At 69.7% G+C, this 12,942-nt stretch carries 12 protein-coding genes; 7 read left to right on the top strand and 5 right to left on the bottom strand.

The features are described from left to right. Positions 1 to 95: 95 nt before the first annotated feature. On the bottom strand, positions 96 to 1,433 hold the full coding sequence (locus AB0G17_RS05330) for an MATE family efflux transporter (protein WP_361375785.1): 1,338 nt from the start codon (positions 1,431 to 1,433) through the stop codon (positions 96 to 98). Between the two features lie 441 nt (positions 1,434 to 1,874). On the opposite strand from AB0G17_RS05330, the gene dnaB reads away from it, so the two are divergent. Further along, complete coding sequence (gene dnaB / locus AB0G17_RS05325; RefSeq protein WP_067162191.1) at positions 1,875 to 3,344, top strand: replicative DNA helicase; 1,470 nt, start codon at positions 1,875 to 1,877, stop codon at positions 3,342 to 3,344. A 19-nt stretch (positions 3,345 to 3,363) separates the two neighbouring features. Here dnaB and AB0G17_RS05320 read toward each other — a convergent pair whose 3' ends face one another. Continuing rightward, on the bottom strand, positions 3,364 to 4,128 hold the full coding sequence (locus AB0G17_RS05320; protein WP_361375782.1) for a helix-turn-helix domain-containing protein: 765 nt from the start codon (positions 4,126 to 4,128) through the stop codon (positions 3,364 to 3,366). 223 nt (positions 4,129 to 4,351) lie between these two features. Between AB0G17_RS05320 and AB0G17_RS05315 the strand changes: the two genes are divergently transcribed. From AB0G17_RS05315 to AB0G17_RS05300, 4 genes are all read left to right on the top strand, one after another. Then, a complete protein-coding gene (locus AB0G17_RS05315; RefSeq protein ID WP_361375779.1) occupies positions 4,352 to 5,023 on the top strand; it encodes a DUF4097 family beta strand repeat-containing protein in 672 nt (223 codons plus the stop codon). 13 nt (positions 5,024 to 5,036) lie between these two features. After that, positions 5,037 to 6,029, top strand: coding sequence for an ATP-binding cassette domain-containing protein (locus AB0G17_RS05310; protein ID WP_361375776.1), 993 nt, complete (start codon positions 5,037 to 5,039; stop codon positions 6,027 to 6,029). Then, on the top strand, positions 6,026 to 6,817 hold the full coding sequence (locus tag AB0G17_RS05305) for an ABC transporter permease (protein WP_361375773.1): 792 nt from the start codon (positions 6,026 to 6,028) through the stop codon (positions 6,815 to 6,817). The genes AB0G17_RS05310 and AB0G17_RS05305 overlap by 4 nt, the downstream gene beginning before the upstream one ends. Positions 6,818 to 6,978: 161 nt before the next feature. After that, on the top strand, positions 6,979 to 8,391 hold the full coding sequence (locus tag AB0G17_RS05300) for a serine hydrolase domain-containing protein (protein WP_361375770.1): 1,413 nt from the start codon (positions 6,979 to 6,981) through the stop codon (positions 8,389 to 8,391). Positions 8,392 to 8,603: 212 nt separating this feature from the next. On the opposite strand, the gene AB0G17_RS05295 is transcribed toward AB0G17_RS05300, so the two are convergent. Next, the gene (locus AB0G17_RS05295) at positions 8,604 to 9,056 is read right to left on the bottom strand and encodes a GNAT family N-acetyltransferase (protein ID WP_361375767.1); all 453 of its coding nucleotides are present in this window, start codon (positions 9,054 to 9,056) and stop codon (positions 8,604 to 8,606) included. 10 nt (positions 9,057 to 9,066) lie between these two features. Beyond that, a complete protein-coding gene (locus AB0G17_RS05290; RefSeq protein ID WP_361375763.1) occupies positions 9,067 to 9,525 on the bottom strand; it encodes a MarR family transcriptional regulator in 459 nt (152 codons plus the stop codon). Positions 9,526 to 9,666: 141 nt separating this feature from the next. Between AB0G17_RS05290 and AB0G17_RS05285 the strand changes: the two genes are divergently transcribed. After that, positions 9,667 to 10,878, top strand: a complete 1,212-nt coding sequence (locus AB0G17_RS05285; protein WP_361375760.1) for an MFS transporter — start codon at positions 9,667 to 9,669, stop codon at positions 10,876 to 10,878. A gap of 256 nt (positions 10,879 to 11,134) precedes the next feature. Here AB0G17_RS05285 and AB0G17_RS05280 read toward each other — a convergent pair whose 3' ends face one another. Then, positions 11,135 to 11,986, bottom strand: a complete 852-nt coding sequence (locus tag AB0G17_RS05280) for a GNAT family N-acetyltransferase (protein WP_361375757.1) — start codon at positions 11,984 to 11,986, stop codon at positions 11,135 to 11,137. A 227-nt stretch (positions 11,987 to 12,213) separates the two neighbouring features. Here AB0G17_RS05280 and AB0G17_RS05275 point away from each other — a divergent pair, with 227 nt between their 5' ends. Then, the gene (locus AB0G17_RS05275; protein WP_361375754.1) at positions 12,214 to 12,849 is read left to right on the top strand and encodes an HAD-IB family phosphatase; all 636 of its coding nucleotides are present in this window, start codon (positions 12,214 to 12,216) and stop codon (positions 12,847 to 12,849) included. Positions 12,850 to 12,942: the final 93 nt, after the last annotated feature.

Genomic DNA, 12,942 nt, shown 5'->3' with positions numbered 1-12,942 from the left:
TTCACGTGAAACATCGCACGCACGGGCTCCTCGGAGGTTCTTGACCGTCCTCAGTGCGTCAACCGGCCCTCAGCGCGGCATGCGGCAGCAAGGCGTCAGCGCGTCGCGCCCGTCACCAGCCAGCGGCCCGAGCGGGCGCGGAGCCACAGCGTCAGCATCCGGACGGTCATCATCAGGGTCATCGCCCACCACAGCGTCGTGAGCCCGCCGCCGAGCACTGGGACGAGGAGCGCCACCGGGGCGAAGCAGGCGAGGGTCAGCAGCATCGCCCAGGCCAGATAGGGGCCGTCACCCGCACCCATGAGCACCCCGTCGAGGATGAAGACGACGCCCGAGATCGGCTGGGAGACGGCGACCACGAGGAGGGCGGGCAGCAGGGTGTCCTGGACCGTGTGGTCGCCCGTGAAGAGCGGGATGAACAGCGGCCGGGCGAGGGCCACGAGCAGGCCGAGCACCACCCCGGCAGCGATGCCCCACTCCACCATGCGCCGGCATGCCTGGCGGGCGCCCTCGGTGTCCTCGGCTCCCAGATAGCGGCCGATGATGGCCTGACCGGCGATGGCGATGGCGTCGAGAGCGAAAGCCAGCAGGCTCCACAGGGAAAGGATGATCTGGTGGGCGGCGATGTCAGCGTCGCCGAGCCGGGCGGCCACGGCGGTGGCGATCATCAGGACGGCCCGCAGCGAGAGCGTACGGACCAGCAGCGGAACCCCTGCCTGTGCGCTGGCACGGATGCCCGCCGCGTCGGGGCGCAGCGAGGCGCCGTGCCGCCGCGCTCCTCGTACGACGACCGAGAGGTAGACGGCCGCCATCGCGAGCTGGGCGATCACGGTGCCCCAGGCGGAGCCCGCGATGCCGAGGCCGGCTCCGTAGACGAGTCCGACGTTCAGCGCCGCGTTCAGTGTGAAGCCGCCGATCGCCACATAGAGCGGCGTCCTCGTGTCCTGGAGGCCGCGCAGGATGCCGGTGGCCGCGAGGACCATCAGCATGGCGGGGATGCCGAGTGCGGAGATGCGTAGATAGGTGACGGCGTACGGGGCGGCGGTGTCCGAGGCGCCGAAGAGGTCGATGAACCAGGGGGCCGCGGGCAGGACGACGGCGATGACGGCCGCTCCGAGCAGCAGGGCGAGCCAGACGCCGTCCATGCCCTGGCGGATGGCGGCCTGCAGGTCTCCGGCGCCGACGCGGCGTGCGACGGCGGCCGTGGTGGCGTAGGCGAGGAAGACGAAGACGCTCACGGCGGTGGTGAGGAGTGCTGCGGCGATGCCCAGACCGGCCAGTTGCGGGGTACCGAGATGGCCGACGATCGCGCTGTCGGCCATGACGAAGAGCGGCTCGGCGACGAGTGCGCCGAAGGCGGGCACGGCGAGGGAGACGATCTCGCGGTCGTGTCGGCGCCGGATGTTCTTCGGTGCCACGGGGGCCTGGGTCATGAACTCAATCTAATCTTCCACAGGTAAGAGATGCAATGCATGAGTGATCCTTACCTTGGAGTCGGAGTGCCGCTCGGCTGTGCGCCGTTTGTCGTGATCTTGGGCCAGCCGGAAAAGTTTTTCTCCCCCACAGCCGGTGGACGGAAAACCCGCAGGTCAGGGTGGTGGTGACGGGGTGCCTATGACTTTGTCCACAGTGCTGTCCCCCGGTCCGTGCACAGGTTCTGCGGGGTTCTCCACAGCATCTGGTCCGTCGTCCACATGGCCTGTGGATAACCAGATTGGCTGACGGTGCCGACGGGCCTAACGTGGACCGGCGCCCGACGCGCCGGAACCGGAGTCGGGCTTCTCGTTTTGTCAGTGTCGTGCCGTAGAAAGAGTGGCACGGCTAGGTCCGCGGAGCGGACGGGAGGAGGTGGCCCGGTGAGCATTCCCGAGCCCTTGGACGACCCCTGGGCCGACAGCGGTCCGGGTGACCGTCTGCCCGTCTCCCGCCCCCGCCGCGCCGAGGGACGGGGTCGCGGCCGCGACGACCAGCACGACCGGGGCAGCGAGAGCGAGTCCTGGGACGGTGGCGGTTCGTCCGGCTTCGAGCGGGTCCCCCCGCAGGACATCGACGCCGAGCAGTCCGTCCTCGGCGGCATGTTGCTCTCCAAGGACGCCATCGCGGACGTCGTGGAGATCATCAAGGGTCATGACTTCTACCGGCCGGCGCACGAGACCGTCTACACGGCGATCCTCGACCTGTACGCGAAGGGCGAGCCGGCCGACCCGATCACCGTCGCGGCCGAGCTGGTCAAGCGCGGCGAGATCACCCGCGTCGGCGGCGCCTCGTATCTGCACACCCTGGTGCAGTCGGTGCCGACCGCGGCCAACGCCTCGTACTACGCGGAGATCGTCCACGAGCGGGCGGTGCTCCGCCGTCTCGTCGAGGCGGGCACCAAGATCACGCAGATGGGATACGCGGCGGACGGCGACGTCGACGAGATCGTCAACTCCGCCCAGGCCGAGATCTACGCGGTCACCGAGCAGCGCACCAGTGAGGACTACCTGCCGCTCGGCGACATCATGGAGGGCGCGCTCGACGAGATCGAGGCGATCGGCTCCCGCAGCGGCGAGATGACCGGTGTGCCGACCGGCTTCACCGACTTCGACTCGCTCACCAACGGTCTCCACCCGGGCCAGATGATCGTCATCGCGGCCCGTCCCGCCATGGGTAAGTCCACGCTGGCGCTGGACTTCGCCCGGGCCTGCTCCATCAAGCACAACCTGCCGAGCGTGATCTTCTCCCTCGAAATGGGCCGCAACGAGATCGCGATGCGTCTCCTGTCGGCCGAGGCCCGCGTCGCGCTGCACCACATGCGCTCCGGCACCATGACCGACGAGGACTGGACCCGCCTCGCGCGCCGGATGCCGGATGTATCCCAGGCTCCGCTGTACATCGACGACTCCCCGAACCTGTCGATGATGGAGATCCGCGCCAAGTGCCGTCGGCTCAAGCAGCGCAACGACCTCAAGCTCGTCGTCATCGACTACCTGCAGCTGATGCAGTCCGGTGGCTCCAAGCGCGCCGAGAGCCGCCAGCAGGAGGTCTCGGACATGTCCCGAAACCTCAAGCTGCTCGCCAAGGAGCTGGAGCTCCCGGTCATCGCGCTGTCGCAGCTGAACCGTGGCCCCGAGCAGCGTACGGACAAGAAGCCGATGGTCTCCGACCTGCGTGAGTCCGGCTCCATCGAGCAGGACGCGGACATGGTCATCCTGCTGCACCGCGAGGACGCGTACGAGAAGGAGTCCCCGCGCGCGGGCGAGGCGGACCTGATCGTGGCCAAGCACCGTAACGGTCCGACGGCCACGATCACGGTGGCCTTCCAGGGCCACTACTCGCGCTTCGTGGACATGGCCCAGACCTGACCGGGCCCAGGGCGGCTGTCTATGCGCGATCCGGGCCCGGCGCGGCCGTGCCGTCCGAGGTCGCGGAGGTCGCTTCCGGTCTCGTGTAGAGAACCTCGCGGGCCTGCTCCGCGGCGCGGATGATGCTCTCGCCGACGAAGTCGACGAAGCGGGCGATGTTCTCGAGGCGGACGGCGGCCTCGCTGTCCGGGCCGAGGACGCTGACGCCCTGCCGTGCGGTCTCGGCGAGCTGGGCGTGGGACCGGGCGCTGGCCATCATCCCCTGGTACCAGACGTCGTTGTCGACGACGTAGCGCTCGCGGCGGCGGTCGTCGCGTTCCCGGCGGATGAGGCCCTGGCTCTCGAGGAGCGCGACGGCTTTGGAGATGGACGCCGGGCTGACCTGGAGGCGCTGGACGAGTTCGGATGCGGTGAGGCTGCCCGCGTCGGTGGTGTAGAGGGACACCAGCACCCGGGATGTCATCTTGGGCAGGCCCGACTGCATGAGGAGGGTGGTGAACGTCTCCTCGTACTCGCGCACGGCCTCGGCGTCGCGCCCGTGCGCCTGCGCGGGCGCCTCCGGCCCTCGGGGCGCGACTTGTCTGCGCCGGTGGGCGCGGCGTTCGGTGGCGCGGTGGGCCAGGTCGGCGCGGTAGGCGGTGGGACCGCCGTTGCGCATCACCTCACGCGTCACCGTTGAGGTGGGGCGGTCGAGACCCCTGGCGATCTCCGCGTAGGCAAGGCCGTCGGCCAGCCCCAGCGCGATCTGCTGGCGCTCCTGCTGGGTGAGCCTGCCTCCCGGCATCGTGATCTCCCTTTCGTGCTTCCCTGACGCCTCCAGCATAGCGTTCATTGCCCATTCATTGCAACGATTCCCTATTCTCTGTTGCATTAGAATCAGCATCATTGCAACGCTTTCTCTGCTCTGACCTGCATCGATAGCGATTTAACGCAACGAGTGTGTTGCCAGATCTCCGAACGCAACGTAGCTTTCCTGCATCAGAAACAACGAAGCGAAGGAAAGCAACATGCAGAAGTTCGCCACACCCGCTCCCATCGCCGCCGTCCTCGACATCCCCGCGGGGCTCGTCCGGTTCATCGCCGCCGACCGGGGCGACACCACGGTCGAGGTCCTGCCCGCGGACGCCTCGAAGGGCCGCGACGTGAAGGCGGCGGAGCAGGTCACGGTCGAGTACGGCGACGGCGTCCTGCGGATCGAGGCCTCACCGGCGAAGAACCGGATCCTCGGCAGCTCCGGCTCCATCGAGGTGACCATTCAGCTGCCCGTCGGCTCCCGCGTCGAGGCGAAGGCTGCCAGCGCCGAGTTCCGCGGCGTCGGGCGGCTCGGCGACGTCGCCTTCGAGGGTGCGCAGGGCTCGGTCAAGCTCGACGAGGTCGCGAGCGCCCGTCTCACCCTCCTCGCAGGCGACGTTTCAGTCGGCCGCCTCGGCGGCCCCGCGGAGATCAGCACCCAGAAGGGCGACATCCGGATCGCCGAGGCCGTGCGCGGCACGGTCGTGCTGCGCACCGAGGCCGGCGAACTGTCGGTCGGCGCCGCCCGCGGGGTCTCCGCCTCTCTGGACGCCGGCACCAGCTACGGCCGGATCCACAACACGCTCAAGAACACCGACGGCGCCGCCGCCGGTCTGAACATCCACGCGACCACCGCCTACGGCGACATCACCGCCCGCAGCCTCTGAAGGAGCACCCACCATGACCAACTTGGCCATCGCGGCGAACGGGCTGCGCAAGTCGTACGGTGACAAGGTCGTGCTCGACGGCGTCGACCTGGCCGTCCCCGAAGGAACGATCTTCTCTCTGCTCGGCCCGAACGGTGCCGGCAAGACCACCGCCGTGAAGATCCTCTCCACCCTTGTCTCCGCCGACCCGGGCACCGGTGACATCCACATCGGCGGCCACGACCTGGCCGCCGATCCTCAGGCGGTGCGCGCCGCGATCGGTGTCACCGGGCAGTTCTCCGCCGTCGACGGCCTGATCACCGGCGAGGAGAACATGCTCCTCATGGCGGACCTGCACCACTTCTCCCGTGGTGAGGGGCGGCGCACCGCGGCCGAACTTCTGGAGCGCTTCGACCTGGCGGAGGCGGCGAAGAAGCCCGCCTCCACCTACTCCGGCGGCATGAAGCGCCGCCTGGACATCGCCATGACGCTGGTCGGGCGCCCGCGGATCATCTTCCTCGACGAGCCGACCACCGGCCTCGACCCGCGCGCCCGGCACACCATGTGGCAGATCATCCGCGAGCTGGTCTCCGACGGCGTCACCGTCTTCCTCACCACTCAGTACCTGGACGAGGCCGACGAACTCGCCGACCGCATCGCAGTGCTGAACGACGGAAAGATCGCCGCCCAGGGCACCGCCGAAGAGCTCAAGCGGCTGATCCCCGGCGGGCACGTGCGGCTGCGCTTCGCCGACCCGGCCGCGTACCAGAGCGCCGCCGCCGCCCTGCGTGAGGCGACGGGGGACGGCGAAGCCCTGGCGCTGCGTGTCCCCAGCGACGGCAGCCAGCGCGAGCTGCGCTCCATCCTCGACCGGCTGGACTCGGCCGGTATCGAGGCGGACGAGCTGACCGTGCACACCTCCGACCTCGACGACGTGTTCTTCGCCCTGACCGGCGACGCCGTCAACCAGCCCGGCCTGCCCAGCCAGTCCAGTCAGTCCAGCCAGTCCAAGGAGGCTGTCCGATGAGCTCCTTCTCCCTCGCCGTACGCGACTCGTCCACGATGCTGCGCCGCAACCTCCTGCACGCACGGCGCTATCCGTCGCTCACCCTGAACCTGCTGCTCACCCCGATCATGCTGCTGTTGCTCTTCGTCTACATCTTCGGCGACGCGATGAGCTCGGGCATTGCCGGCGGGAGCCCGGACCGCTCCGCCTACATCGCGTACGTCGTGCCGGGTCTCCTGCTGATGACCATCGGCAGCACCGTGATCGGAACCGCGGTGTCCGTCTCCAACGACATGACCGAGGGCATCATCGCCCGCTTCCGCACGATGGCGATCCACCGCCCTTCGGTGCTCGTCGGGCACGTCGTCAGCAGCGTGCTGCAGTCGATCGCGAGCGTGGTCCTCGTGGGCGCCGTCGCCGTGGCCATCGGCTTCCGGTCCACGGACGCGACCGCCCTGGAGTGGCTGGCGGCGTTCGGGCTGCTCGTGCTCTTCGCCCTGGCGCTCACCTGGATCGCGGTGGGCATGGGCCTGATCAGCCCGAACGCCGAGGCGGCCAGCAACAACGCGATGCCGCTGATCCTGTTGCCGCTCCTCTCCAGCGCGTTCACCCCGGTCCACTCGATGCCCGGCTGGTTCCAGCCGATCGCTGAGTACCAGCCGTTCACGCCCGCCATCGAGACCCTGCGCGGCCTGCTCCTCGGCAGCGAGATCGGCAACAACGGGTGGCTCGCCGTCGGTTGGTGCCTGGGTCTCGCGGTGCTCGGCTACTTCTGGTCGACCGCGAAGTTCAACGACGACCCGCAGTAACCGCCATGACAGCGCGGGCCGCCTCCCGTAACAAGTCCGGCAGTGCACGCCCCGACACACGCGTCGCTACGAGCGGGCCGAACCGTACGGCCCATGCCGACTCGCGCGTGTCGGGCGAAAACCGCTCGACTGGTCCGTGGCCCCGAGATAGACCTGGGGCCATGACCTCACCCCCGCATGCGCCGACCGCCCCGCCGACGACCACGGTTCCCCTTGCGCTTCTGCCCAGCACAGAGCGTGCTCTGATCCACCGCCTGGCCGTCGCCCAGTCCGAGGGGCGGCTCCCCTCGCTGGTCGCCGCCGTGGTGCGCGAGGGGCGGATCGTCTGGACGGGTTCGCGCACCTCCGTCGACGGCCACGGGCCGGATGCCGACGTCCAGTACCGCATCGGCTCGATCACCAAGACCTTCACTGCCGTCCTGGTCATGCGGCTACGGGACGAGGGGCTGCTGGACCTCGACGACCCGCTGGAGAAGTACCTGCCCGGTACCGGGGTCGGTGAGGTGACCATCGCCCAACTGCTCGGCCACACGGCCGGATTGGCGGCCGAGACGCCCGCGCCCTGGTGGGAGCGGAGCTCGGCGGCGCTGCGCCCGGAGCTCGCGGACGTACTGGGCAACCATTCGCTGCTGCACCCGGTCGGCAGGCTGCACCATTACTCCAACCCGGGCTATACGTTGCTCGGTTCGCTGGTCGAGGCCGTACGGGGAGTGCCCTGGGAGGAAGCGCTGCGGAGCGAGATCCTCGATCCGCTGGGGCTGAACAGGACGACCACGCAGCCAGTTGCCCCGCATGCGGGCGGCTGGGCCGTGCACCCCTGGGCGGACGCCCTGCTCCCCGAGCCGTCCGAGGACCTGGGAATCATGGCCCCGGCAGGCCAGCTGTGGTCGACGGCCGCGGACCTCTGCCGATTCGCCGTCTTTCTCGCCGAGGGAGACGACCGGGTGCTGAGCGCCGCGACCGTACGGGAGATGCGGACACCGTCCGCTCCGCCCGAGGCGGGGGACTGGCAGGGCGGTTACGGACTTGGCGTACAGCTGAGCCGTCAGGACGACCACCGCACCCTCGCCGGGCACACCGGTTCGCTGCCCGGATTCGTCGCAGGGCTGTGGATCAGCGTGGAGGACGGCGTCGCGGCGGTCGCGCTCGCCAACGCCACCTCGGGGACGGCCCCCGCGGTCGCCGCCGACCTCGTCCGGCTCGTCGTCGAGGCCGAACCGAGGCTGCCCGAGCCGTGGCGACCCCTCTCCAAGGTCGACCACGACCTTCTTGAGCTCACCGGCCCCTGGTACTGGGGCACTTCGGCCTACGGCCTGCGGCTGAGCGCCGATGGCACGATGGCGCTGGAGCCGTTGCGCGGAGCCGGCCGCGCGGCGAGGTTCGAGGCCCGGCCCGATGGCGCGTGGATCGGCCTCAACGGCTACTACAAGGGCGAGATCCTGCGGGCTGTGCGCCGGCCGGACGGTTCGCTGAGCCATCTCGACCTGGGGTCGTTCGTCTTCACCCGGGAGCCGTATGGGCCGGGGGACGCGGTCCCGGGAGGTGTCGACCCCGAGGGCTGGCGCGGGGTCTGATGTTTCACGTGAAACGTCCCCCTGCGCCTTCCCGTGCCTCTGCGCCTTCCTGCGCCTCTGGGCGGCCTCGCAGGGGCTGGTGTTTCACGTGAAACGTGCCCCCGTGCCCTCCTGCGCCCCTGGGTAGCCCTGCGGGGCCGATGTTTCACGTGAAACGTGCTCCACATGCTTCACGGCCCCCGGGGTGCTCGGCCAGCTCCAGCCCGTGAGGCTCAAAGGGCCTTCTTGAACCCCAGGTGGGACGCCTCGAAGCCCAGCCGCTCATAGAAGCGGTGGGCATCGATCCGGGTGGCGTCCGATGTCAGCTGGACCAACTGGCAGTCCAGGCTCCGGGATTCCTCGACAGCCCACTCGATGAGCCGGGTGCCCAGGCCGCTGCCGCGCTCATCGGCGTGGATGCGTACGCCTTCGATGATCGACCGGGTGGCGCCGCGCCGGGACAGGCCCGGAATGACAGTCAGCTGGAGTGTGCCGACCACCCGGTCGTCGCGGACGGCGACGACCAGGTGCTGGTGGGGATCATCGGCCAGCCGGTCGAAGGCGGCGAGGTACGGGGCGAGGTCGTCCGGCGACTCCCGCTGGGCGCCCAGCGGGTCGTCGGCGAGCATCGCCACGATCGCCGGGATGTCCTGGGGTGCGGCCGGTCTTATCTCAAGATCGCTCATGGCCCGGAGACTACGCCGGGACGCGGAGTTCCTCGACGGCCCTGACCAGTGGTGCGAGTTCGGGGTTCCGCGCGGCCTCGTCGAGCGCCTCGCGCAGGGCGCGGTCATTGGTGGGCCGGGCCTCGGCGAGCAGCGCCTCACCGGCCTCAGTGACGTCTGTGTAGATCCCGCGCCGGTCGGTGTCGCAGAGGTAGCGGGTCAGCAGGCCGCGGTCCTCGAGGCGAGTGACCAGCCGGGTGGTGGCGGACTGGCTGAGGACGACGGCGTCGGCGACCTGCTTCATCTGCAGATGGCCGCCCGGACCGCTGTGCTGGCGGCTGAGGACGTCCAGGAGCGAGTACTCGCGGACGCTCAGCTCGTGCCCCGACTGCAGGGCCCGCTCGATGTGGGCCTCGATCCTTCCGTGCAGCAGGGAGAGGGCGCACCAGCCCTGGGAGAGGGCGGTGAGTGCGGGGTCCGTCGCGGTCATGCGTCTGTCCTCCGTCCGGAGCGGCTTGAGACCAGGATAGGTCACGAGTGCAATAGCCCGCGCTTGCAATTAACCAGCGTCTGCAATTATTGTGAACGCTCGTAAGGCGCTCGTGCAATCTCTTGGAAGGGTGACAATCCCATGCCACTCGCGCTCCTAGCCCTGGCCATTGGGGCGTTCGGTATCGGCACCACCGAATTCGTGATCATGGGGCTGCTCCCGGAGGTGGCCGACACCTTCGACGTGACCATTCCCATGGCCGGCTACCTCGTGACCGGGTACGCGCTCGGCGTGGTGCTCGGTGCCCCGCTGATGACGGTCCTGGGCACCCGGATCTCCCGCAAGCGCATGCTGATGCTGCTGATGGGCTTCTTCGTCGTCGGCAACGTGCTCTCCGCCGTCGCCCCCGTCTTCGGGCTGATGCTGGCCGGGCGGCTCGTCGCCTCGCTGGCACACGGCGCGTTCTTCGGCATCGGCTCGGTGGTCGCGGCCGACCTGGTCGCCCCGGAGAAGAAGGCCGGCGCCATCGCGATGATGTTCACCGGCCTGACCGTCGCCAATGTCATCGGCGTCCCGCTCGGCACGCTGGTCGGCCAGCAGGTCGGCTGGCGTACGACGTTCTTCATCGTCGCCGCGCTCGGTGTGGTCGGGCTCCTGGGCGTCGCCAAACTCGTCCCCGACATGCCCAAGGCCGAGGGCGTCCGGCTGCGCCACGAGATCGCCGCGTTCCGCAACGTCCAGGTGCTGCTCGCCATGGCGATGACCGTGCTCGGCTTCGGTGGCGTCTTCGCCGCGATCACCTACATCACGCCGATGATGACCCACGTCACCGGCTACGCCGACGGCTCCGTCACCTGGCTGCTCGTCCTCTTCGGCCTCGGCATGGTCGCCGGGAACCTGATCGGCGGCCGGTTCGCCGACCGGGCCCTGATGCCGATGCTCTATGTGTCGCTGAGCGGGCTCGCCGTCGTGCTGGCCCTGTTCACCCTCACGGCCCACGACAAGACCGCCTCGGCCGTCACTGTCTTCCTGATCGGCGCGCTGGGCTTCGCGACCGTACCGCCGCTGCAGAAGCGGGTCCTCGACCAGGCCGCGGGTGCCCCCACCCTCGCCTCCGCCGTGAACATCGGCGCCTTCAACCTCGGCAACGCGCTCTCCGCCTGGCTCGGCGGGCTCGTGATCGCCGCCGGGCTCGGCTATACCGCCCCGAACTGGGTCGGCGCCGCGCTCGCCGCCTCGGCGGTCGTCCTCGCCGTCGTCTCCAGTGCGCTGGAGCGGCGTACGGCACGGGGCAGCCGGATCGTCACGGGCACCGCACCCGAGCGGGCGCGCGCCACAGTGGCACACCACTGACGGGCGCCTCACCACGCACCGACTGACCGCTCCGCACCACCCCCGGTCCCCCCTGAGCAACTGCTCTCCCGCACCAAGGAGTCCCCCCCCGGATGAGCACCACCACCGCAGTTGCGCCGCTCACCATTCAGGACGCCGAAGCCCTCGTGGACGTGAGCCCCCTGGGGACCCCGTCAGCGGGAAGCCGGTGAGGCGCAACGGCGCGGTGGTCCCGCACGGCGATCCCGTACGGCAGGTCCCCACGGCAGGCCCCTGCTCAGCCTGCGGCGACCGTCAGCGGAGCGAAGCGGCGGGTCCAGTCGCCGGGCAGGCCGGGGATGTTGCGGGTCATCACCGCGTTGAAGGCGATCGGTTCCAGACCGTTCGTCTTCAGCCAGGTGAGCAGCTCCTCGTGGCGTACGTCGACATCGGTGCGCAGCGGGCGGTCCGTGCCCGCGGCGAGCGAGGCGACCAGGGCCTTCGCGGTCTCGGTGTCACGCGCCACCAGCGGGCCCACGACATGGGTCTCCATGTTCGGCCAGGCCGCCGCGTAGCCGATGAGGCCCCCGGCGTCCTCGGCGACCCGCAGCTGATCGGCGAAGGCGGGCAGCCGGGCGATCACGTGAGTGCGGTCGCGTCCGAAGACATCGGCGTCCAGCCTGAGGATGGCGGGCAGGTCCTCGGCGGTCGCCGGGCGGGTCGCCACGGTGGGGGCGGGGCCCGAGGGGCGGAAGTGGCCACGGATCATTTCGGCGCGGCCGGTGGTCTCGAAGCCCAGCTGTTCGTAGAGCGGCTGTCCGTACGGTGTGGCGTGCAGGGTGACCGGACGGTCGCCGAGCTCCGCCAGCACGTGCCGCATCAGCCGCCGCCCCACGCCCTGCCGTGCGTGCTTCTCGGCCACCAGGACCATGCCGATGGCGGCGAGATCCGCGAACGAGGTAACCACGCAGGCGGTGAGCAGCCCTTTGCCGTCCGGGTCGTCGATGCCGTAACCCGTGCCCGCCGTGAGCAGCAGGCCCCACTTGTGCTCCTCGCGCGGCCAGCCGCGGTTCTCGGAGAGGTCGGCGCAGGAAACGAGGTCGTCAATGGTCAGGCGGCGGATCGGAAGCTCGTCGAGCGGTGAGGGCATGGGGATCAGGCTGTCTGATGAACCCGCGCCTCGTCCACCGTTTTGCGCATACAGCACGTTGCTTTTGGCCACGCTCCGTCAGCCTTCGCCCCCTCCGCCCGGATGTTTCACGTGAAACGGGGACCGAAAGCGTGGTTTCACGTGAAACATGGAGTCCCCGGACGACCCCGGCGCCGGGTGGGGTGCCCGGTGCACGGGCGTAACCACGGGTACTAGCCTCGGCGTTCATGGCGAGACTTCACCTCTTCGACCTCGACGGGACCCTCATTCGGGGATCCGCCGCGCCGGTCGAGATATCCCGGCAGCTCGGGCTGCTGGAGGAGGTCGGCGAGCTGGAGAGGGCGCTGTCCGGCGGACTGATCGGGCCGCCCGAGTACGCGGTCCGGGTACATGAGCTCTGGTCGGGGCTGACGCAGGCGCATGTGACGGCGGCCTTCGTCTCGGCGCCCTGGCTCGCCAACATCCAGGAGGTATGGCGGGAGATCCGGGAAGGCGGCGACTACTGCGCGGTGATCTCGCTCTCGCCGTCGTTCTTCGTCGAACGGCTGCTGGAGTGGGGCGCCCATGCGGCCCACGGTTCGGTCTTCCCCGAGGTGCCCTTCACCCGGCCCGTCGACCCGGCGGGGATCCTCAGCGCCACCGCGAAAGTGACGGTCGCGGAGCGGCTGCGCGCCGAGTTCGGGGTGCGCCGGGCGGACTGTGTCGCGTACGGGGACTCGATGTCGGACGTGGAACTCTTCGCCGCGGTGCCCGTATCGGTCGCCGTGAACGCCGACCGTCATCTCGCCGGAAGGGCGACGCACACCTACACCGGGGGTGATCTCCGTGAGGCCTACGCACTGGCACAGGTCGCACGAGCCTAACGGGAATGCGGGTTCGGATACCCGGGATTCCTGCTATTTGTCCCCGCGGCCTCCCTGAAGCTGACATGCTCCGGTACGGGAGGGACGGGACTC

Origin of the sequence: Streptomyces sp. NPDC023838 (assembly GCF_040639555.1) — a bacterium.
Lineage (GTDB): Bacteria > Actinomycetota > Actinomycetes > Streptomycetales > Streptomycetaceae > Streptomyces.
Note: the sequence above shows the minus strand (reverse complement) of the source record. Positions and strands in the feature narration are given on the sequence as shown.

Bases quoted from the DNA above. Each gene is read 5' to 3' on its own strand.
- AB0G17_RS05330 (WP_361375785.1), bottom strand. From the start codon at position 1,433: ATGACCCAGGCCCCCGTGGCACCGAAGAACATCCGGCGCCGACACGAC.
- AB0G17_RS05320 (WP_361375782.1), bottom strand. From the start codon at position 4,128: ATGCCGGGAGGCAGGCTCACCCAGCAGGAGCGCCAGCAGATCGCGCTG.
- AB0G17_RS05315 (WP_361375779.1), top strand. From the start codon at position 4,352: ATGCAGAAGTTCGCCACACCCGCTCCCATCGCCGCCGTCCTCGACATC.
- AB0G17_RS05310 (WP_361375776.1), top strand. From the start codon at position 5,037: ATGACCAACTTGGCCATCGCGGCGAACGGGCTGCGCAAGTCGTACGGT.
- AB0G17_RS05305 (WP_361375773.1), top strand. From the start codon at position 6,026: ATGAGCTCCTTCTCCCTCGCCGTACGCGACTCGTCCACGATGCTGCGC.
- AB0G17_RS05300 (WP_361375770.1), top strand. From the start codon at position 6,979: ATGACCTCACCCCCGCATGCGCCGACCGCCCCGCCGACGACCACGGTT.
- AB0G17_RS05295 (WP_361375767.1), bottom strand. From the start codon at position 9,056: ATGAGCGATCTTGAGATAAGACCGGCCGCACCCCAGGACATCCCGGCG.
- AB0G17_RS05290 (WP_361375763.1), bottom strand. From the start codon at position 9,525: ATGACCGCGACGGACCCCGCACTCACCGCCCTCTCCCAGGGCTGGTGC.
- AB0G17_RS05285 (WP_361375760.1), top strand. From the start codon at position 9,667: ATGCCACTCGCGCTCCTAGCCCTGGCCATTGGGGCGTTCGGTATCGGC.
- AB0G17_RS05280 (WP_361375757.1), bottom strand. From the start codon at position 11,986: ATGCCCTCACCGCTCGACGAGCTTCCGATCCGCCGCCTGACCATTGAC.
- AB0G17_RS05275 (WP_361375754.1), top strand. From the start codon at position 12,214: ATGGCGAGACTTCACCTCTTCGACCTCGACGGGACCCTCATTCGGGGA.